This is a genomic window from Phycicoccus avicenniae, assembly GCF_050496545.1.
Taxonomy (GTDB): domain Bacteria; phylum Actinomycetota; class Actinomycetes; order Actinomycetales; family Dermatophilaceae; genus Phycicoccus; species Phycicoccus avicenniae_A.
Map to the genome: position 1 here is coordinate 1 of NZ_JBNVZV010000033.1, position 19218 is coordinate 19218.

Sequence of the window (19218 nt, forward strand, 5' to 3'; positions counted from 1 at the left end):
GGGCGTGTGGTGTGCGGCGCTCAGCCCCACATGTTGGTGTTGCGCAGCTCCCCGGCCATGTAGTCCTCCTTGGACGTGATGACCGCCTGGCGGACGTCCTGGAGGAGCTGCTTGCACTCCTGGATCTGCTTCTCCCAGTCGGCCTGGGCCTGCGAGTACGCAGCGCGCGCCGAACCGTCCCACTGCTCGACGTACTTGCTGAGGTCGCTCTTCATGTCGCCGAGACGCGTCTCGATGCCCGTGAGGCCCTTCTGCATCTCGTCGACGAGCGTGTCGATGCCGGCGCCGCCGACCTTGATTCCGTCACCCATGGTGTCAGTCCCCTTGTCCTTGGTCCGTCGCTCAGCCGTTGCCGAGCATGCTGCTGTACTTGCTGAGGTTCGAGGCCGACGCCTGGTCGTCGGCGTCGTACTGACGCTGCGTCCCGGTGAGGTTGGCCTCGAAGGTGTCGAGAACGTCGACGATGTCCTGCGTCTGGATCTTCCAGGCCTCGCTGACCTGCTGGAAGCTGGAAGCGCCCTGCCCCTCCCAGTGCGCCTTGACGGCCTCCATCTGCGTGCGCAGGTTGTTCACCTGCGTGCGCAGGTCGCCGCGCGTGGCCGAGACGATGTCGGCGCTGGCCTTGACGACGCCTGCGCCGGCCCTGAACTGGTCACCCATGCTGTGTCCTTCCTCCGTGCGACGACGATCGTGTCGCAGTCGATTTCACTGTCCCCCTGAAGGGCTGGTGTCCTGCAGACGTGGTCCGTGCCGGCCCCTCGTCCTGCCCCGGACACTACGGTGCCATGCGGATCCGGCCAATGGGGAGAACTCCCCGATACTCGCGCGTCTATGCTCGGGGCCCGTCGGCACCAGCACCGCGAGGGTGCCGCCGGAGGGGAGAATGGGAACCGTGAGCCAGACCAGTGCCGCCGCGTCGCTCGTCCGGGTCTCCGTGTCGTCGGGGACCCGTCGGGCCGACCTCGGTGTGCCCGGGGGCATCCCCGTCGTCGAGATCGTCCCCGAGCTCGCCCGCGAGCTCGGTGTCCTCGACCCGGACCAGGCCACGCACGGCTACCGGCTCGTCGCCGGCGGCGGCATGCTCGTCGACCCCGACCGGTCGCTGGCCGCGCAGGGGGTCACCGACGGCACCGTCCTGTCCCTCGAGGTCGTCGACCCGAGCACCGAGAAGGTCTACGACGACGTCGTCGAGGCCGTCGCCGACGTCGTCGAGACCCAGTTCGCGCCCTGGACGGCGCGGCACAGTGCGGGCACCGCCGTCGGTGCCGCCACCGTCTTCTTCCTCTGCGCCGCGTGGGCCCTGTTCACGGCCCGCGGTTCCGGCGCGCTCGTCGCGGCGGTCGCGCTGGCCGTCGCGCTGCTGCTCGTCGGCGCGGCCGCGGTCCTGCACTCGCGCGACCAGGCCGGTGGCGCGCTCGCCCTGGGCCTCACCTCGCTCGCGTACGCCGCCACCGCCGGCTCCGCCCTCTCCCCCGCCGACCCGTTGTGGGGGCGTGGGCTGCTGTGGGTGGGTGCATCCGTGGCCGTCATCGGCCTGCTCGCCGCGCTCGTCGTCGGGCGGCACCGGCTCGTGCTGGCGGCCGGCGCACTCGTCGGCGTCGCCGCCACCGGGATCGGGGTCGCGTCCGGCGTATTCGGCGCCTCGATGACCTCGTCGTGCGCGGTCGTCTTCGTCGTCGCCGTCGCCCTCGGCAACGTGCTGCCGTGGGTCGGCCTCTCCTCGAGTCGCCTCTCCACCAACGCTCCTCGCACCGAGGCCGAGATCGAGGCCGATGTCCCCGAGGTCGACCAGGAGCGCGTGCGCGCCCTCGTCGGCCGCGGCCACGACGTCATGGTCTCGGTCGCGATCGCCACCGGCGGCGCCGCCCTCCTCGCCGTCCCGCAGCTCGCCGCATCCGGCCTCGCGGGCACCCTGCTCGTCGTGGCCGGCAGCGTGGCGACGCTGCTCCGCACCCGCCACAGCCGCACCCGGACCGCGGTCGTCCTCGCGATGGCCACCGGTGTGCTCGGCGTCGCACTGGCCGCCGTGGTGGCCGCGCTGGCCCACCCGGGCTGGCGCCCCGCACTGGCCGTCGTCCTCGGCGCCACCGGCGCCGTGGTCGTCACCCTGGCGGTCCTCGCGCCGCGCACCCGCGTGCGCCTCGGGCGGGTCGCCGACACCCTCGACGGCGTGGCGCTCGTCGCCCTCCTGCCGCTCGGGGCCGCGACGGTGGGGATCCTCTGACGTGGCGACCAAGAAGGACCTCGTCGAGGCCCAGTCGTTCAGCAAGCGCCGCCTGACCACCGCGTTCGTCAGCGGCGCGCCGGGCGGCCGTGAGGTCGAGCCGGACCGCCCGCTGCGCGCGGTCGTCGGGGGCCTGGCCCTCACGGTGGTTCTCGTGCTGGGCAGCCTGGCCTTCGGGTGGCTGCGCTCCTCCCTGCCCGACGACTGGAAGAACGACCGGCTCGTCATCGCCGAGGACAGCGGTGCCCGCTTCGTCTCGGTGAAGGGAAAGCTGCACCCCGTCGTCAACACCACGAGCGCGCGGCTCCTCATCCCCGCGGACCGCTTCAAGGTGCTCGCCGTGCCCGACAAGGAGCTCACCGACATCGGCCGGGGGCCGACCCTCGGCATCCTCGGCGCCCCCGACTCCCTGACCACCCGGGACCGGCTCGTCAACACCGGCTGGCTCTCCTGCCTCGGCTCCGGGCAGCAGGTCACGAGCTCCATCGGCGCCAACCGCGCTGCGCGGCAGAGCAACTCCTCCGCAGTCCTGGTCCGCTCCGAGGACGCGACGTTCGTCGTCGGCAACGGCCGGCGCTACCCGGTGAGCGCCCGCGACCTCTCGGCGGTCTCGGTGGCGCTGCGGCTCGACGGGCGGCCGGCGGTCGCCGCTCCCGCGAGCTGGCTCAACCTGTTCCCGCAGGGCACGGCACTGGCACCGCTGTCGGTCGACGACCTCGGCAAGCCCCTGCCCGGCACTACCTCGTCACCCCGCGGGGCACCCTCGAACCGCTGCCCGACGTCGCCCTCGCGATGTACCGGTTGGGATCCGGCGCCTCCGCCCAGGACGTCCCCGTCCAGGCGGCGCAGATCGCGCGGCTCCAGGTCGAGCAACCGCGCACGGCCCCCGGCGACTGGCCGGAGGCCCTGCCGACCGCCCTCGAGACCACTCCGTGCGCCTCGCTCACGGCGGCCGCCGGCACCGCGCCCGTCGTCACGCTCGCCACGGTCAGCGCGGACCCTCCCGCCGAGCAGCGGGGCCGGACCTCGGTCCAGACCGGATCGGGCGCCCTCGTCCGGGCCGTGTCCGGGCAGGTCCTCGGCAAGGGCCCGGTCCTCGCCGTCGACCAGACGGCCACCGCCTACGCCATCGACGGCGCGGACACCGAGGTCCTGGCGCGCCTCGGGTACGTCCCGGACGACGTCGTCCCCGTGCCCGTCGCGTGGACCGAGCTCTTCCGCTCCGGCCCGTCGCTGGGCACGGCGGCGGCACGCACCGTCGTCTCCGGCACGTCGTGAGCACGGCGCGCCGGGCGGCCGCGGCCGTCGTGCCCGCCCTCGTCGTGGGCGGCCTGCTCGCAGGCCCCCTGCCCTCGGCCGTCGCGGCCGGCCCGCGCGCCCCCGCCGGTGCGCTCACCGCCGCCGAGCCGTGCGAGGAGGGGCGCACGCAGTACGTCACCGACACCCCACCGGCGCTGAACCGGCTCGCCGCCAAGCGGGCCTGGGCCCTGGCCACCGGGCGCGGCGTCACCGTCGCCGTCGTCGACAGCGGCATCGCGCGCAACGCCCACTTCCGCTCCGGCGCCGTCCTCGAGGGGCGCAGCTTCGCCGGCGGGTCGCCCCGCACCGACGGGCGGCTGCACGGCACCGCCGTGGCGGGCATCATCGGCGCGCGCAGCCTGGCCCCCGACTCCGGCGTCGAGGGGCTGGCCCCGAACGCCCGCCTCCTCCCGGTCAAGGTCGTCGCCGACGAGGAGGACCGGGAGGACGGCCCGGACACCGACGCCGGCACGCTCGCCGCGGGCATCCGCTGGGCGGCCGACCGCGGTGCGAAGGTCGTCAACGTGTCGCTCAGCACCGGGCGCGACGACCCTGCCCTCAAGGCGGCCGTCGCCCACGCGCGGTCGCGCGGAGCCCTCGTCGTGGCGTCGGCCGGCAACACCACCAAGGAGGCTCCCGTCCGCGCCCCGCGCTACCCCGCCGCCTACCCCGGGGTGCTCGGTGTCGCGGCGACCGACGCGAACGACGCGATCGCGCCCGGGTCGGTGCCCGGCGCGCACGTCGACGTCGCGGCCCCCGGGGTCGAGGTGCTCACCACCTTCGGCGCCTGGGGCGACTGCTACCTCGGCGACGAGAACGGCTCCACGAGCTACGCCACGGGGTACGTCAGCGCGGCCGCCGCCCTTCTCGCCGAACGGTTCCCGTCGGAGGGACCGGTCGGCTGGGCGCACCGCCTCGAGGTCACCGCGGCCCGCGACCGCCGCGACGCCCGCACCGACGCCGCGGGGTGGGGGGTGGTCCAGCCCGTGGAGGCGCTGACCGCCGTCCTCGACGCCGACGTCGCCGGGCCGCTCCTCCCGGGCGCCGCCCCCCGGCCCACCGACGCCGACCCGACGACCCGCCTGGCCGTCCCCGTCGTCACCGACCCCCGGGCCGCGGACCGGCGCCAGGTCCTGTGGGTGACGGTGGTGGGCACCTCGGCGCTGCTCGGGCTCGCGCTGCTGCGGCTCGCGCGCCGCCGCCGCACGCCCTGAACCCGGGTGAGGCGCAGGCTTCCCGTCTGGGAGGATGTCGCCCATGACCGAGCACGCCTCCGCCAGCACCGCCTCCGCCATCCCGGACCGGCCCTCCCTCGACGGCCTGGAGGAGAAGTGGGGCGCGGTATGGCAGGAGCAGGGCACCTACGCCTTCGACCGCGAGGCAGCCCTCTCCGGCCCGCGCTCGGCCGTCTTCTCCGTCGACACCCCGCCGCCGACCGCCAGCGGGTCGCTGCACATGGGGCACGTCTTCAGCTACACCCACACCGACTGCATGGCCCGCTACAAGCGGATGGCGGGCTTCAACGTCTTCTACCCGATCGGGTGGGACGACAACGGCCTGCCCACCGAGAAGCGCGTGCAGAACTACTACGGCGTGCGCGGCGACGCCACGTTGCACCACGACCCCTCGTTCGAGCCGCCCTTCCGTGGTGACGCCAAGAGCACCAAGGCCGCCGACGAGCTGCCCATCTCGCGCCAGAACTTCATCGAGCTGTGCGACGAGCTGACCGTCAAGGACGAGGAGGCCTTCGAGTCCCTCTTCCGCCGGATCGGACACAGCTACGACTGGTCGATCGGCTACCGCACCATCGACGAGCACTCGCGGGCGACGTCGCAGCAGGCCTTCCTGCGCAACGTGCGTCGCGGCGAGGCCTACCAGTCCGAGGCGCCCGGCCTCTGGGACGTCACGTTCCAGACCGCCGTCGCGCAGGCCGAGCTCGAGGCGCGTGACTACCCCGGCGCCTACCACCGCGTCGCCTTCCACGGCGCCGACGGGCCGGTGCACATCGAGACGACGCGCCCGGAGCTCATCCCCTCCTGCGTGGCCCTCATCGCGCACCCGGACGACGAGCGCTACCAGCCGCTCTTCGGGTCCACCGTGCGCACGCCGCTCTTCGACGTCGAGGTGCCGGTCGTGGCGCACCCGGCGGCCGAGATGGACAAGGGCGCGGGAATCGCCATGTGCTGCACCTTCGGTGACCTCACCGACGTGCTGTGGTGGCGCGAGCTGCGGCTCCCGACGCGCTCGGTCATCACCCGCAGCGGCCGGATGCAGACCGAGCTGCCGGCGTGGCTCGAGGGGTCGGCGGGCGCCTCGCTCTGGGCCGAGGGGCTGGCCGGCAAGACGGCGTTCTCGGCGCGCGAGGCGGTCGTCGCGGCGCTGCGCGAGTCCGGTGACCTCGACGGCGAGCCGAAGCCCACGCAGCGCAAGGCCAACTTCTACGAGCGCGGCGAGAAGCCCCTCGAGATCGTCACCACCCGCCAGTGGTACATCCGCAACGGTGGGCGCGAGGCCGACCTCAACGCGGCGCTCGTCGCCCGCGGCGAGGAGGTGGCCTTCCACCCCGCGTTCATGCGCAGCCGCTACTCGAACTGGGTGCAGGGCCTCAACGGCGACTGGCTGGTCTCGCGGCAGCGGTTCTTCGGCGTGCCGATCCCCGTCTGGTACCCCGTCGACGCCGACGGCGAGCCCGACCACGACCACCCGATCCTGCCCGACGAGTCCTCGCTGCCCGTCGACCCCGCGGCCAACCCGCCGGCCGGCTACACCGAGGACCAGCGCGGCGTGCCCGGCGGGTTCGTCGGCGACCCCGACATCCTCGACACCTGGGCCACCTCCTCGCTCAGCCCGCAGATCGCGGCCGGCTGGCGGCGCCAGGACGGCGGCGAGGGGTCGGACCCGTTGTTCGAGAAGGTCTTCCCCTTCGACGTCCGGCCGCAGGGGCACGACATCATCCGCACCTGGCTGTTCGCCACGGTCGTGCGCGCGCACTTCGAGCACGGGTCCGTGCCGTGGACCGACGCCGCCATCTCGGGGTGGATCCTCGACCCCGACCGCAAGAAGATGAGCAAGTCCAAGGGCAACGTCGTGACGCCCGAGGAGCTGCTCAAGGAGCACTCCTCCGACGCCGTGCGCTACTGGGCGGCCAGCGGGCGCCTCGGCGCCGACGCCGCGTACGACGTGGGGCAGATCAAGGTCGGCCGGCGGCTGGCCATCAAGGTCCTCAACGCGAGCAAGTTCGCGCTGTCCTTCGGCGACGTCGAGGGCGACCTCGCCGCGCAGGTCACCGACCCGCTCGACCTGTCGGTGCTCGCCGCCCTGCGCGAGGTCGTCGAGAAGGCGACCGCGGGCTTCGAGGGCTGGGACCACACCCGCGCGCTCGAGGCCACCGAGTCCTTCTTCTGGACCTTCTGCGACGACTACCTCGAGCTCGTCAAGGACCGCGCGTACGGCTCACGCGGCGAGGCCGGCGAGGCCTCGGCGCGCGCGACGCTGCGCATCGCCCTCGACGTCGTGCTGCGCCTGTTCGCCCCCGTGCTGCCGTTCGTGACCGAGGAGGTCTGGAGCTGGACGCACGAGACCGGCTCGGTGCACCGCGCGGCCTGGCCGACCCTCGACGAGGTGCCGGCCGGCGGTGACGCCGCCGTGCTGGCGGCGGTCGGCGCTGCCCTGGCCGTGGTGCGCAAGGCCAAGTCCGAGGCCAAGGTCGGGATGCGGGCCGAGGTGCCCACCGCGACGCTCGTCGGGCCGGCCGGCCTGCTCGAGCACGTGCGCACCGGCGAGGCCGACCTGCGGGCCGCCGGGCGGCTCACCGGGAGCCTCGAGTACGCCGAGGGCGAGGAGGTCGCCACCCGCGACCTCGAGCTCGTCCCGGTCGCCAAGCCCACCGCCTGACGGGGGCTCCGACCCCGTCGAGAGGAGAGAACACGCCGTGTGCGCCGACGCGCACACGGCGTGTTCTGTTCACTCGACGGGTGGGAGGGAGCCCCAGCGGAGGCGGACGCGGTCGAGGCCGTGGTGCTCGGGCATCGCGTCGAGGTCGCCCGAGCGGATGCGGGCGACCACCGCGTCGACGGCCGCCGCGAGGTCGTCGACCTGCCGCACCCCGACCCACGCCACGCTGCCGCCGACCTCCTCCTCGGGCGTGAACCGGTCGACCTGGAGCCAGCGGACGGCACCCGGTGGGAAGCGCAGCGCCCACACGGCCGCGCCGACCACGAACCCGACGAGGACCGCGACCCGCCCGTACCCCCAGGGCACGAGGAGCAGGGCGAGCGGGCCCGCGAGCCACCAGCCCACGACGCCCCCGAGCACGGCGTGCCGCACGACGTGGCGCCTGTCGGTGCGCAGCGCGTAGTCGACGCCCCCGGCCGAGGTGACGACGACGCGGCCGAGCTCCTCGGCGAGCTCGGCGGCGCGTCCGGGCGCGAGGTCGTCGGGCAGCGGCACGCCGGGCAGCCTAGGGCCGATCGCCCTCCCCCGTCCGGGGATCAGGCGGGCATCGGGCCGAGGGACGGCGCCGTCTGGCGCGCCTCGACGCGGCGCAGGCCGGTGGGGCGCACCGCGACCCACGGGACGTCCCATCCGGAGAGCCCGAGCCGGTGCTGCACGACCGTGTCCCGCCGCAGGTGGTCCACGCGGCCGGTGCCGGGGTCGTAGACGTCGAGCATCCGGTCACCGTCACCGGGCAGCACGAGGACGACGTGGCGCGGCAGCACGGCGTTCCCGACGTAGAGGAGGGCCGGCTCACCCTCGGCCACCACCCGCACGAGGGTGTCGAAGCGCTCGACGAGCCCGTACTCGTCCGCGCCCCGCAGGACGTCGACCGTGTAGCGGGTGCCGAGCCGCGAGGCACCGAACTCGAGCTCGTGCTTGGCCCCCCAGGGCGGCGTGCCGAGGGCGCGCGGCCACGGGCCGTTGAGCCGCCGGGCTCCCGCGAAGAGCCCGTTGGTGCGGCGCATCACGACGCGTTCGTAGGCGGCGAAGCGCTCGGCCTCGGTGTCACCGGCCGGCGAGCCCGGCGGGTGCGGCTCGCCGGTACGGACCCACGAGGCGAACACCGGGTCGACGAGCATCCGTGCGACGGTGAGGCAGGCCGAGCCGCAGGTCACCGGGGACTGCTGGACGGGCCCGGTGTCACCCGCGCGCAGCCGGTAGGTCATCGCCACGAGCACATCGTCGCCTCCCGATGCCCCGTGCGCCAAACATCATGTGGTTATGTGTGTCCCGTGGGGGTGACACAGCTGCGCAGCCATGGCCGCGGGACGGGCATCGTCCTCGCCGGCCTCGTGGTCGTGGCGGCCTTCCTGGCCGTCTGGGCCTCGGCCGTCCCCGACCCGCCGCGGGTGTTCGGCGGCCCGTTCAGCGGCACGGTGCTCAACCAGGTGCCGCCGGACGAGGACCAGGGCCGGCCGACCTCCGAGGAGAACGCCCCGCCGTTCCGGGTGGTCGACCCCGCGGACGGCGCGCTCGGGGCGGTCGTCGGCTGGGGCGCCGTGGTGCTCGTCGGGGCCCTCCTGCTCGTCGTCCTCGCGCTGCTGGTCCGCGCCCTGCTGCGGGCACTGGCCCGCGAGTCGACCCTCGAGGACGACGACGCCGCCGGCCCCGACCTCGCGAGGATCGCCGCCGCGCTGACCGCCGATGCCGACGAGCGCCGCGCGGCGCTGGGGCGCGGCGGTCCGGCCGAGGGCGTCATCGCCGCCTGGGACCGCCTCGAGGACACCCTGCGCGCCACCGGCGTCGCGCTGCCGGCCTCCCGGACCTCCACCGAGACCGCCGTCGGCGTGCTGCGCCGGTTCGCCGTCGACGAGAGCGCCCTGCAGACGCTCGCCGGCCTCTACCGCGAGGCCGCGTGGTCCGGCCACACCCTCACCGAGGAGCACCGCTCGAGCGCCGAGGACGCCCTCGCCCGGGTGGACGCCGGCCTCGCCGAGGCGCTCACCGGCGCCACGGAGGTGGGTCGCCGTGCGTGAGATGTCCGTCTGGCAGCGCCGTGGCCTGCTCGGCGCCGCGCTCGCCCTGGTCGCCCTCGTGGTGTTCGCCCGCGGGCTCGTGGCCGTCGCGACCCTCGGCACGGCCGTCCTGCTGGTCTGCCTCGTCGGTGCGGCGCTCCCGCTGCAGCGGGACGACGGCGTCGACTGGACATGGCACCCGCCGTCGGCCGACGAGGTGCCACCGGTGCCCGGCATCGCCGCCCTGCACGACCTCCTCACCGCCGACAAGCGTGACGCCGCGGCGGCCGAGCGGCTCCACCGGCTCCTGGGCCGGCTCGCCGAGGACTCACGGACCGCGACCCACGATGGGCCCCTCGCCCGCTACCTCTCCGGCCCTCCCCGGGCCCTGACCCCCGCCGAGGCCGACGCCGTCCTGGCCGACCTCGAGTCACCCGTCCCGACGAAGGAGTCCGCATGACCGACATCCCCACCGCCCACCGCCGCGCCGTCGACGTGCTCGACGAGGTGGACACGGTCGTCGTCGGGAAGCGGGCGGCCACCGAGGTCGTCGTGGCGGCGGTGCTCGCCGGCGGGCACGTCCTCCTCGAGGACTACCCCGGGCTCGGCAAGACCCTCGCCGCGCGCACCCTGGCCCAGGCGCTCGGCCTGGACTTCACCCGCGCTCAGTTCACCCCCGACCTGCTGCCCTCCGACCTCACCGGCAGCTTCGTCTACGACCAGGGCGCGAGCCGCTTCGAGTTCCGCCAGGGCCCGGTCTTCACCGGCCTGCTCCTCGCCGACGAGATCAACCGCACGCCCCCGAAGACCCAGGCCGCCCTGCTCGAGGCGATGCAGGAGGGGCAGGTGACCGTCGAGGGCCAGACCTTCCGGCTGCCGCGGCCCTTCCACGTGCTGGCCACCGCGAACCCGGTCGAGTACGAGGGCACCTACCCGCTGCCCGAGGCCCAGCTCGACCGCTTCCTCGTGCGCGTCGCCTTCGGGTACCCCGACGCCGACGAGGAGTGGCAGGTCCTCGGCCGCCGCCTCGACCGGCGCCGGGAGGAGCAGGAGGCGCGCCGCATCGTCGACGCCGACGAGCTGCTCGCGATGCAGGGCGCCCTCGAGGACGTCACGGTCTCCCCCGAGGTCGGCCGCTACTGCGTCGCCCTCGCGCGCGCCACCCGCGAGCACGAGCACGTGCTCATGGGCTCCTCCCCGCGCGGGTCGCTCGGCCTGATGCTCGTCGCCCGCGGCCGGGCGGTCGTCCGGGGCCGGGACTACGTCGCCCCCGACGACGTCAAGGCCGTCGCCCCCGCCGTCCTCGAGCACCGCGTCGTCGTGCGTCCGGAGCTGTGGATGGGCGAGGTCTCCTCGCGCAGCGTCGTCGCCGACGTGCTGCGGACCGTGCCCGCCCCGCGGACGATGGTCCGCTCGGCGTGACCACCGGATGGCGCCCCACCCGAGCCCTGGGGCGGGCCCTCGCCGTCGGGCTCGCCGTGGTTGCGGTCGGCGTGGCCTCCGGACGCGGTGACCTCGTCGTCGTCGCGGTCCCCCTCCTCGGCGCCGCGATCTGGTCCGTCGTCACGCGTCCGCGCACGCTCCCCCGGGTGGCCGCCTCGCTCGACCGGCTGACCGTCCACGAGGGCGAGTCCTTCACGTGGCGCCTCGACGTCGAGCCGGTACCCGGGCTGCGCGAGGTCGTCGGGCACCTGCCCTCGGACCGGTGGAGCCGCTCGACCCCGGCCCACGGGCACGTGGCGGCGAGCTCCGACGGCGTCCCTCGCTCCGAGATGGTGCCCGTCGGCGTCCGCCTCGACGCGCGGCGCTGGGGACAGCGCCGCGTCGGCCCGGCCCAGGTGGCGGCCTTCGGCGACCTCGGCGGCATGGTGTGGACCGACGCCGCGCCGCGCCAGGACGTCGTCACGGCCATCCCACGGCCGGGACACTTCTCGTCCCGGGCCGGCCTGCCGCACCCCTCCGGCCTCGTCGGGGCGCACCGGTCGAACCGGCAGGGGTCCGGCTCGGAGCTGGCCGACCTGCGCCCCTTCCGCACCGGCGACCGGCTGCGGCGCATCAACTGGCCGGTCTCGCTGCGCACGGGGACCCTCCACGTGACCACGACGCACGCCGACCAGGACGCCGAGGTGCGCCTCGTCGTCGACGCGCTGCGCGACGTCGGGGTCCCTGACCCGGAGGCCGGGCGGGGCTCGAGCCTGGACATCGCGGTCGACGCCGCGGGGGCCCTGACCGCCCACTACCTCTCGACCGGCGACCGGGTCGGCCTCTCGGTGCTCGGCGGCACGCTCCTGGAGGTCCCCGCGGTCGGGGGGCACCACCAGCTCACCCGCGTGCTCACCGCCCTCGGCCGGACCGCCCCGAGCGGCGGGTCGCTGCGCGAGGAGCGTGCGCTCGGTGCTCAGCTGCGCCGGGCCGTCCCGCCGGGTGCCGTCGTCGTCATCCTCTCGGCGCTGGTGTCGGCCGAGCCGCTCGCCCACGCCGTGCGGCTGGCCCGCAGCGGGCACGTCGTCATCGTCGTCGACACCCTCCCGCCGCACCTCGCGACGCCCGACGCGGCACCCGAGGACGTGACGGCCGCGACCGGCATCGAGGACCGGCGTACGGCCTCGCTCGCGTGGCGCCTCCGGCTGCTCGAGCGCGAGCGCGAGGCCCGGCGGTGCGCCGAGGCCGGGGTGCCCGTCGTGCCGTGGGGCGCCGACGGGGCCATCGACACCGTGCTGCGCGGCATCGCCCGCCGGCCCCGCACGGCGGGAGCGGCCCGATGACGCCCGCGCGGCGCTGGCGCCGCGGCGCGGTGGGCGTGGTGGTCGCGGCCGACGTCCTCATGCTCCTGCTCGCCGCCCTCACCCAGCCCTGGACCGGGGTCGTCCTCGCGCTGCCGCTCGCGGCCCTGACGTTCTGGGCGCTGCGCGCGCCCGCGGGCTGGGGTGCACTGCTCCTGCTCGTGGGCCAGGTCCTCACCGTCGGCCTCAGCGGCATCCTCGCGCTCGGTCTGGCCGGCTGGGCGCTGGCGGCCGTGGCCGGGCTGCTCCTGCTCGTGACGCACCTCGCGCTGGCCCTGCTCGCCGCCTTCCCGCCCGGGGCCGGGCTGCCGTCGGCGACGCTGCGGCGCTGGGCCGGTCAAGCCGCGGTGCTCGCGGCAGGCGGTGCGGCGGTCGCGGTCGCCGGGTTCGTCGCCACGCGCTCGCCGACGTCGTGGGGGCTGCCGGTCCTCGCCGCGGCCACCGTGGCCCTGGCGGCGCTGGCCGCGCTCACCTGGCGCAGCACCCGCCGGGCGCGCTGACCCTCTTCCCACGAACGAACCGGCCGGCCCCCTCGTGGGGGCCGGCCGGTTGGTCGTGCGCGTGAGGTCAGGCGGAGCGCTTGCGGGGCGTGCGCTTGCGGCCGCCCTCGGTCTCGTGCCGGACGATCGTGGGGTTGACGTTCTTGAGGACGACATCGCGGGTGACGAGCACCTTGGCGATCTCCTCGTCGCTCGGCACGTCGAACATCACGGGGAGGAGGACCTCCTCCATGATCGCGCGCAGGCCGCGGGCGCCGGTGCCGCGGGCCAGGGCCTGCTCGGCGACGGCCTCGATGGCGTCCTCGCTGAACTCGAGGACGACGCCGTCGATCTCGAACATCTTCTGGTACTGCTTCACGAGCGCGTTGCGCGGCTCGGTGAGGATGCGGACCAGGGCGGCGACGTCGAGGGGGCTGACCGTGGTGATGACGGGCAGGCGGCCGATGAACTCGGGGATGAGCCCGAACTTCATGAGGTCCTCGGGCATGACCTCGTGGATGCTCTCGGCCAGGTCCTTCGGCGTGTGCAGCTCGGAGCCGAAGCCCAGGCCCTTCTTGCCGTTGCGCGACTCGATGAGCTTCTCGAGCCCGGCGAAGGCGCCGCCCACGATGAACAGCACGTTCGTCGTGTCGATCTGGATGAACTCCTGGTGCGGGTGCTTGCGACCGCCCTGCGGGGGCACCGAGGCGGTCGTGCCCTCGAGGATCTTCAGCAGCGCCTGCTGCACGCCCTCGCCGGAGACGTCCCGGGTGATGCTGGGGTTCTCGGACTTGCGGGCGATCTTGTCGACCTCGTCGATGTAGATGATCCCCGTCTCGGCCTTCTTGACGTCGTAGTCGGCGGCCTGGATGAGCTTGAGGAGGATGTTCTCGACGTCCTCGCCGACGTAGCCGGCCTCGGTGAGGGCCGTGGCGTCGGCGATGGCGAAGGGGACGTTGAGCATCTTGGCCAGGGTCTGGGCGAGGTAGGTCTTGCCGCAGCCCGTGGGGCCGATGAGCAGGATGTTCGACTTGGCGATGTCGACGTGCTCGGCGTCCTTCTTCGAGGAGGCGCCGGCCTCCCCCGCCTGGATGCGCTTGTAGTGGTTGTAGACGGCGACGGCCAGGGCCTTCTTCGCGACGTCCTGGCCGACGACGTAGTTCTCGAGGAAGTCGAAGATCTCGCGCGGCTTGGGCAGCTCGTCTAGGCCCAGCTCACCGGACTCGGCGAGCTCCTCCTCGATGATCTCGTTGCAGAGGTCGATGCACTCGTCGCAGATGTACACGCCGGGACCGGCGATGAGCTTCTTGACCTGCTTCTGCGACTTGCCGCAGAAGGAGCACTTCAGCAGGTCGCTGGTCTCTCCGACTCGTGCCACGGGTACGTCCTCCAGCTCGGCTCGACAACGCCCCCGACGCTACCTGCCGGGCGCTCCTGTCGCATCCATTGAAGCCTCCACCCACCCGGCGCGTCGCGCCTGTCCGCTCACAGCGCAACGGGGCCGCGCGGGGCCTCCGGCCGGTGCGGAGGCGAGGGGAACGCCCCGGCGCGTGGGGCGGCCACCCGGACGAGGAGGGCGGCCACCCGCAGCTGCTCCGGCGTGGGGCGCGCGATGCGGGTCGCGGCGGTGAGCGCCACGTGTCCGACGACCTCGGCCCCGTGCCGGGCGCACACGGCGGTGACCCGGTCGGTCGGCAGGCCCTCGCGCACGGGGTCGCGCGGGGTGCCGTCGAGGGTGAGCCCGCCGTCGGGGGCCACGAGGGCGTCGCGCCGGTCGGGCGGCCCGGCGTGCCAGCGGGCCCGCTCCGCCCCGACGACCTGGCCGACGGCGCGCGCGACCGAGGCACCCCGGACCTCCCCGGAGGCGTCGTCCGGCAGGTCGAGCAGGTCGGCCACCCCGGAGAGGTAGCCCTCGCGCCGGGCCGCGACGGCTCGCTCGCGGCGGGCCCGGATGGCCAGCTCGCTGACGGCGAGGCCGACGAGGACGAGCGCGAGCGCCAGCTCGACGTCGGCGGGGTCGGCGATGGCCAGGCTGAGGTAGGGGGCGGTGAGGAAGACGTCGAAGCCGAGGGCGGCGCTGACGGCCGCGACGACGCCGGAGAGTCGGTCCCCCGCGGCGGCGACCGCGACGACGGCCAGGACGAGCACGAGCGCGGCCGGCGCCGGGTCGACCAGGCCCCGGACCGCGCCGAGCAGCGCGGCGAGGGCGGCCGGCCCGAAGGCGGCGACGGCGTGCAGCAGGGTGAGGTCACGACGCGCGGTCATGGCCCCACTGCAGCACCGCGATGCCCGGCCGGCCGCGCGCCGACGGCACATTGACGGCGTCCTGACGCGATCCTGACGCGCGGCGCCCGCCCCACCGGCCGGGCGCCCCCTGCCCCGCCGCCGCCCCCCTGCCTCGCCGGTGTCCCCCTGTTCCGCCGGTGTGCCATCGCGACCCGGCACGGCATCCCCGCCCCGGCGGGGCGATACCTCACCGGCCCGGTCAGGCGCCGAGGTCGAACCACGTGCTCCGGGGCTGGGACCGGATGCCCACCTCGGCCAGCACGCGCCCGAGCGCCGGCGCGGCGCTCGCCACGCTCCACACCCAGCGGGCCACCCGGACCCGACGACGCAGGCGGTCCTCGCGCAGCTTCTCGGCCCAGAGGACCTCGCCGGCCCGATCGGCATCGGCGCCCTCGGGCACGCCGTACTTCACCCGGCCGTCGAACTCGCCGGCGACGCCCGGCCAGCCGAAGTCCGTGTAGCCGATGAGGCCTGCCTCGTCCCGTTGCTCCACCTGGAGCCGCGGGCGCGGCAGGTCGAGCAGGAACATCTGCACGCGCGACAGGCTCTCGCCCGCCGACATCGACAGCGGGTCGGCCAGGTCGCGCACGAGCGCCGCTGCCCGGCGACCACGCGTGCGAGCGGCGAGGCCGCGCACCTCCGCCTCGAGTTCGGCGCGGGTGCACAGCCCGTGCCGCAGGGCGTGGTCCGCGGCCGCCACGGCGCTGGCGAGCGACGCCGTGCGAGCGAGGTCGACGAGCGTGCGCGGTACGGACGTCACGGAGACCCCCGAGTGCCGGACCACCTCGCCCGGCGGTCCGACCACCGGCCGCAGCAGCCCCGACGGGCTGTCCCGGCGCGACTGGGTCAGGACCGAGACCGTCGTGGGCCACGCCTCGACCCGCGGCAGGCCCCAGAGCGCGGCGGCCGAGACCGCGGCGAGCACCGGCGGGGTGTCGGACCGGCCACGCAGGAGGGTCGCCCGGGCCAGGGCGGCGTGCCGCTGGACGGGAAGGAGACCCGCCCACACCGACGCACGCACGAACACGCCGTGCCGTACCCGGTGCCACTCCTCGTCGCGGGTCGGCTCGGTGCCGAGGCGCCGCAGGTCCGACGCGAGGTGGAGGAGCCCCGGGTCGAACGGTGGTGGAGGAGGTGGTCCGAGCATCCCGCCAGCGTGGCAGGACCGGCGCGCGGCCCGCTCCCGTCATCCACAGGCCACCGCCGTGCCGGGGTCATCCTGCGCTGCCGGGGTCACCGTGCCCTGCCGGGGTCATCGTGCAGTGCCGGGGTCGTCGTGCGCCGCCGGGGTCACCGTGCGCGGCCGGGGTGTCATGGCACGTCGGCGAGACAGGCTCTCCCCGGCGAGGCACGATCGCACCGGCTCGGCACGCGCCCCGGACGCGGCGACGCCGCCCGGTCGGTCGGTGACCGGGCGGCGTCGTCCGTGGTGCTGGACCGGGTGGGGTCAGCCGTTCTTGCGCGATGCGAGCACCTCGTCGATGAGGCCGTACTCCTTGGCCTGCTCGGCCGAGAGGATCTTGTCGCGGTCGATGTCCTTGCGGACGAGCTCGAGGTCGCGGCCGCTGTGGGTGGCGATGGTCTCCTCGAGCCAGCCGCGCATCCGGATGATCTCGTTGGCGTGGATCTCGAGGTCGGAGGCCATGCCGCCCGTCCCCTCGATCGCCGGCTGGTGGATGAGCACCCGCGCGTTCGGCAGCGCGAACCGCTTGCCCTTGGCGCCCGCGCCGAGGAGCACGGCCGCCGCGGAGGCCGCCTGCCCGATGACGAAGGTCTGCACGTCGGGGCGGATGTACTGCATCGTGTCGTAGATGGCCGTCATCGCCGTGAACGAGCCACCGGGGCTGTTGATGTACATGAGGATGTCGCGGTCGGGGTCCTGGGACTCGAGCACGATGAGCTGGGCGATGACGTCGTCGGCGGAGGCGTCGTCGACCTGCACCCCGAGGAAGATGATGCGGTCCTCGAAGAGCTTGGTGTACGGGTCGAGGCGCTTCATGCCGTACGAGGTGCGCTCCTCGAACTGCGGCAGGATGTAGCGGCTCTGCGGGCCGGGCACGTGGAGGCGGCCGGTCAGGTCTGCGTTCATGTCTCTCTCTCGCGTCGTCTCGGCCGGGTCAGTCCGCGGTCACCGGGTTGTCGGCGTGCCGACCGGCCATGTCGGCCTTGGTGATGACGTGGTCGACGAAGCCGTACTCCTTGGCCTCGGCCGCGGTGAACCAGCGGTCGCGGTCGGAGTCGGTCTCGATCTGGTCGACCGACTGGCCGGTGTGCTCGGCGATGAGCTCGGCCATCTGCTTCTTGATGTGCAGCAGCTGCTCGGCCTGGATCTTGATGTCGGACGCGGTGCCGCCGATGCCGCCCGAGGGCTGGTGCATCATGACCCGCGCGTGCGGGGTGGCGTAGCGCTTGCCCGGGGTGCCGGCGGAGAGGAGGAACTGGCCCATCGAGGCCGCCATCCCCATCGCGACGGTGGCGACGTCGTTCGGCACCCACTGCATGGTGTCGAAGATCGCCATGCCCGCGGTGACCGAGCCACCGGGGCTGTTGATGTAGAGCCAGATGTCCTTGCCGGGGTCCTCGGCCGCGAGCAGGAGCATCTGCGCGCAGATGGCGTTCGCGTTGTCGTCGCGCACGTCGGAGCCGAGGAAGATGATCCGCTCCTTGAGGAGACGGTTGTAGATGGAGTCGTCGAGGCCGGCCTTCTGGCCCTCGCCCGCGGCGACGATCTCGGTGCTGGTCACGCTGGGATGCTCCTCGCTCGGTGGGGTCGTACCTGTCAGTGACCCTAACGCCCGGCCCCCTCGTCGCACTCCGCGACCCGGGCCGTGTTCGCCGTGAGCGTAGGCCGCGACGACGAGGGCGGGCCCGCGCCCTCGCGCGGACCCGCCCCGGGTTCCCCTCCCGTCAGCCCAGCGGGCTGCCGGCAGCGGGGTCGGTGGGTCGCGCGGCGCCGGCCGGGCGGCCGTCGGGCTCGCGGACCGAGGTGACGACGGACAGCGCGAGGATGGCCAGCGCCCCGACGACGAGGAGCGCGTGCAGCACCCCGACGTGGTCGCCGAGGAAGCCGAGCAGCGGCGGGCCGGCGATGAAGGCGACGTAGCCGATGGTGGCGACGACCGACATCCGGGCCGCGGCCCGCTCGGGGTCGTCGGCCGAGGCGCTCATCCCGACCGGGAAGCCGAGGGCGGCGCCGACGCCCCACACGGCCGTCCCGACGAAGGCCAGCCAGGCGGGGCCGAAGACGACCAGCAGCGCACCGAGCACCGCCAGGCCGAAGCTGATGCGCAGCACCGGTACCCGACCGTGACGGTCGAGCAGGCCGGTGCCGACGAGCCGGCCGACGGTCATGAAGGACAGGAACGTCGCGAAGGCGAGCACGCCGGCCCACGCGGGCAGCTCGTGGCCCTCGACGAAGGCGACGGCGAGCCAGTCGTTGGCCGTGCCCTCGGTGAACGCGGCGGCGAGGACGACGACGCCGATGAGCAGCGTGCGCGGCTCGAGCCACGCGGAGCGCTGGCGGCGCGGGGTGCCGTCGGCACCGACCGCCTCCTCGCCCTCGGCGGCGCGGGGCAGGAAGCGCGGCAGCGCCCAGGCCGCGCCGGCGACGGTCACCACGACGGCACCCGCGAAGTGCGCGAGCAGCGGGACGCCGGCGGCCGACATCCCGGCCCCGACGAGGGCCGAGAGCACGGTGCCGCCGGAGAACGCGGCGTGGAAGTGCGGCATGACGGAGGTGCCGAGCTCGCGCTCGACGGTGGCCCCCTCGAGGTTCATCGCTACGTCCCAGAGGCCGACGCCGAGACCGACGAGGAAGAGGCCGCCCATGACGGCGAAGCGCGAGCCCTGGGCATCGACGACGGCGCCGGTGGCGAGCAGCCCGACGAGCGAGACGACGGCGCCGAGCGCCACCGTGCGGCCCGCACCGATCCGGCTGCTGACCTTCCCGGCCAGCGGCAGCCCGGTGACCGAGCCGACGCTCGCGGCGAGCAGCGTGGCACCGAGCTCGCCGGCGCTCAGGCCGAGCGCGACCTTGGTGTCGGCGATCCGGGCGGCCCAGGACGCGAAGACGAGGCCGGCCAGGGCGAAGACGACGAAGACGGCGGTGCGCGCGGACCTCACCCGGGTGGGGTCGAGGGTGGGGGCGGCGGCGGACATGGCGGTGGTCACGGGCTCTCTCGGGGCGGTGCGGCGGG

At 74.7% G+C, this 19218-nt stretch carries 19 protein-coding genes and 1 pseudogene; 10 read left to right on the top strand and 10 right to left on the bottom strand.

Features of this window, described 5'->3' with window-relative positions; all coding sequences use genetic code 11:
- Positions 1 to 20: 20 nt before the first annotated feature.
- Both ACQZ2A_RS19505 and ACQZ2A_RS19510 read right to left on the bottom strand, forming a co-directional pair.
- Positions 21 to 311 carry a WXG100 family type VII secretion target gene (locus ACQZ2A_RS19505; protein WP_430214344.1) on the bottom strand — a complete coding sequence of 97 codons (291 nt, stop codon included), beginning with the start codon at positions 309 to 311 and terminating at the stop codon, positions 21 to 23.
- A 31-nt stretch (positions 312 to 342) separates the two neighbouring features.
- Positions 343 to 660 (bottom strand): WXG100 family type VII secretion target, encoded by a 318-nt coding sequence (locus tag ACQZ2A_RS19510; RefSeq protein WP_430214346.1) that lies wholly within the window; start codon positions 658 to 660, stop codon positions 343 to 345.
- 232 nt (positions 661 to 892) lie between these two features.
- On the opposite strand from ACQZ2A_RS19510, the gene ACQZ2A_RS19515 reads away from it, so the two are divergent.
- The 5 genes and pseudogenes from ACQZ2A_RS19515 to valS all read left to right on the top strand — a co-directional run bounded on the left by ACQZ2A_RS19515 (position 893) and on the right by valS (position 7417).
- On the top strand, positions 893 to 2224 hold the full coding sequence (locus ACQZ2A_RS19515) for an EsaB/YukD family protein (RefSeq protein WP_430214348.1): 1332 nt from the start codon (positions 893 to 895) through the stop codon (positions 2222 to 2224).
- 1 nt (position 2225) lies between these two features.
- Positions 2226 to 2954, top strand: a pseudogene (locus tag ACQZ2A_RS19520) (type VII secretion protein EccB); the annotation flags it as partial.
- A 62-nt stretch (positions 2955 to 3016) separates the two neighbouring features.
- Positions 3017 to 3502 (top strand): type VII secretion protein EccB, encoded by a 486-nt coding sequence (locus tag ACQZ2A_RS19525; protein ID WP_430214350.1) that lies wholly within the window; start codon positions 3017 to 3019, stop codon positions 3500 to 3502.
- Positions 3499 to 4737 carry a S8 family serine peptidase gene (locus ACQZ2A_RS19530; protein ID WP_430214352.1) on the top strand — a complete coding sequence of 413 codons (1239 nt, stop codon included), beginning with the start codon at positions 3499 to 3501 and terminating at the stop codon, positions 4735 to 4737. Before ACQZ2A_RS19525 ends, ACQZ2A_RS19530 begins: the two co-directional genes overlap by 4 nt.
- Positions 4738 to 4780: 43 nt before the next feature.
- Positions 4781 to 7417, top strand: a complete 2637-nt coding sequence (gene valS, locus ACQZ2A_RS19535; RefSeq protein ID WP_430214354.1) for a valine--tRNA ligase — start codon at positions 4781 to 4783, stop codon at positions 7415 to 7417.
- A 69-nt stretch (positions 7418 to 7486) separates the two neighbouring features.
- Here valS and ACQZ2A_RS19540 read toward each other — a convergent pair whose 3' ends face one another.
- Together ACQZ2A_RS19540 and ACQZ2A_RS19545 are read right to left on the bottom strand one after the other, a co-directional pair.
- Positions 7487 to 7972, bottom strand: coding sequence for a hypothetical protein (locus tag ACQZ2A_RS19540; protein WP_430214356.1), 486 nt, complete (start codon positions 7970 to 7972; stop codon positions 7487 to 7489).
- 41 nt (positions 7973 to 8013) lie between these two features.
- Entirely contained in the window at positions 8014 to 8685 is a 672-nt protein-coding gene (locus ACQZ2A_RS19545; protein WP_430214407.1) for a hypothetical protein, read from the bottom strand.
- Between the two features lie 66 nt (positions 8686 to 8751).
- Here ACQZ2A_RS19545 and ACQZ2A_RS19550 point away from each other — a divergent pair, with 66 nt between their 5' ends.
- The 5 genes from ACQZ2A_RS19550 to ACQZ2A_RS19570 are packed head-to-tail and all read left to right on the top strand — an operon-like array spanning position 8752 to position 12757.
- Complete coding sequence (locus ACQZ2A_RS19550) at positions 8752 to 9495, top strand: DUF4129 domain-containing protein (RefSeq protein ID WP_430214358.1); 744 nt, start codon at positions 8752 to 8754, stop codon at positions 9493 to 9495.
- Positions 9488 to 9934, top strand: a complete 447-nt coding sequence (locus ACQZ2A_RS19555) for a hypothetical protein (protein ID WP_430214360.1) — start codon at positions 9488 to 9490, stop codon at positions 9932 to 9934. The genes ACQZ2A_RS19550 and ACQZ2A_RS19555 overlap by 8 nt, the downstream gene beginning before the upstream one ends.
- Positions 9931 to 10896 carry an AAA family ATPase gene (locus ACQZ2A_RS19560; RefSeq protein WP_430214362.1) on the top strand — a complete coding sequence of 322 codons (966 nt, stop codon included), beginning with the start codon at positions 9931 to 9933 and terminating at the stop codon, positions 10894 to 10896. Before ACQZ2A_RS19555 ends, ACQZ2A_RS19560 begins: the two co-directional genes overlap by 4 nt.
- Complete coding sequence (locus ACQZ2A_RS19565) at positions 10893 to 12239, top strand: DUF58 domain-containing protein (protein ID WP_430214364.1); 1347 nt, start codon at positions 10893 to 10895, stop codon at positions 12237 to 12239. Before ACQZ2A_RS19560 ends, ACQZ2A_RS19565 begins: the two co-directional genes overlap by 4 nt.
- Complete coding sequence (locus tag ACQZ2A_RS19570; protein WP_430214365.1) at positions 12236 to 12757, top strand: hypothetical protein; 522 nt, start codon at positions 12236 to 12238, stop codon at positions 12755 to 12757. Before ACQZ2A_RS19565 ends, ACQZ2A_RS19570 begins: the two co-directional genes overlap by 4 nt.
- A gap of 67 nt (positions 12758 to 12824) precedes the next feature.
- Here the strand turns inward: ACQZ2A_RS19570 and clpX are convergent, their stop codons facing one another.
- The 6 genes from clpX to ACQZ2A_RS19600 all read right to left on the bottom strand — a co-directional run bounded on the left by clpX (position 12825) and on the right by ACQZ2A_RS19600 (position 19192).
- Entirely contained in the window at positions 12825 to 14114 is a 1290-nt protein-coding gene (gene clpX / locus ACQZ2A_RS19575) for an ATP-dependent Clp protease ATP-binding subunit ClpX (RefSeq protein WP_430214367.1), read from the bottom strand.
- A gap of 107 nt (positions 14115 to 14221) precedes the next feature.
- The gene (locus tag ACQZ2A_RS19580) at positions 14222 to 15001 is read right to left on the bottom strand and encodes a DUF4118 domain-containing protein (protein ID WP_430214369.1); all 780 of its coding nucleotides are present in this window, start codon (positions 14999 to 15001) and stop codon (positions 14222 to 14224) included.
- Positions 15002 to 15221: 220 nt separating this feature from the next.
- Positions 15222 to 16169 (bottom strand): hypothetical protein, encoded by a 948-nt coding sequence (locus tag ACQZ2A_RS19585; RefSeq protein ID WP_430214371.1) that lies wholly within the window; start codon positions 16167 to 16169, stop codon positions 15222 to 15224.
- Between the two features lie 300 nt (positions 16170 to 16469).
- Positions 16470 to 17111 (bottom strand): ATP-dependent Clp protease proteolytic subunit, encoded by a 642-nt coding sequence (locus tag ACQZ2A_RS19590; protein WP_430214373.1) that lies wholly within the window; start codon positions 17109 to 17111, stop codon positions 16470 to 16472.
- Between the two features lie 28 nt (positions 17112 to 17139).
- On the bottom strand, positions 17140 to 17766 hold the full coding sequence (locus ACQZ2A_RS19595) for an ATP-dependent Clp protease proteolytic subunit (protein WP_430214374.1): 627 nt from the start codon (positions 17764 to 17766) through the stop codon (positions 17140 to 17142).
- A 163-nt stretch (positions 17767 to 17929) separates the two neighbouring features.
- The gene (locus tag ACQZ2A_RS19600; RefSeq protein WP_430214376.1) at positions 17930 to 19192 is read right to left on the bottom strand and encodes an MFS transporter; all 1263 of its coding nucleotides are present in this window, start codon (positions 19190 to 19192) and stop codon (positions 17930 to 17932) included.
- Between the last annotated feature and the right edge of the window lie 26 nt (positions 19193 to 19218).

Bases quoted from the DNA above. Each gene is read 5' to 3' on its own strand.
- ACQZ2A_RS19570 (WP_430214365.1), top strand. From the start codon at position 12,236: ATGACGCCCGCGCGGCGCTGGCGCCGCGGCGCGGTGGGCGTGGTGGTC.
- ACQZ2A_RS19545 (WP_430214407.1), bottom strand. From the start codon at position 8,685: ATGACCTACCGGCTGCGCGCGGGTGACACCGGGCCCGTCCAGCAGTCC.
- ACQZ2A_RS19580 (WP_430214369.1), bottom strand. From the start codon at position 15,001: ATGACCGCGCGTCGTGACCTCACCCTGCTGCACGCCGTCGCCGCCTTC.
- ACQZ2A_RS19590 (WP_430214373.1), bottom strand. From the start codon at position 17,111: ATGAACGCAGACCTGACCGGCCGCCTCCACGTGCCCGGCCCGCAGAGC.
- ACQZ2A_RS19510 (WP_430214346.1), bottom strand. From the start codon at position 660: ATGGGTGACCAGTTCAGGGCCGGCGCAGGCGTCGTCAAGGCCAGCGCC.
- valS (WP_430214354.1), top strand. From the start codon at position 4,781: ATGACCGAGCACGCCTCCGCCAGCACCGCCTCCGCCATCCCGGACCGG.
- ACQZ2A_RS19525 (WP_430214350.1), top strand. From the start codon at position 3,017: ATGTACCGGTTGGGATCCGGCGCCTCCGCCCAGGACGTCCCCGTCCAG.
- ACQZ2A_RS19560 (WP_430214362.1), top strand. From the start codon at position 9,931: ATGACCGACATCCCCACCGCCCACCGCCGCGCCGTCGACGTGCTCGAC.
- ACQZ2A_RS19505 (WP_430214344.1), bottom strand. From the start codon at position 311: ATGGGTGACGGAATCAAGGTCGGCGGCGCCGGCATCGACACGCTCGTC.
- ACQZ2A_RS19585 (WP_430214371.1), bottom strand. From the start codon at position 16,169: ATGCTCGGACCACCTCCTCCACCACCGTTCGACCCGGGGCTCCTCCAC.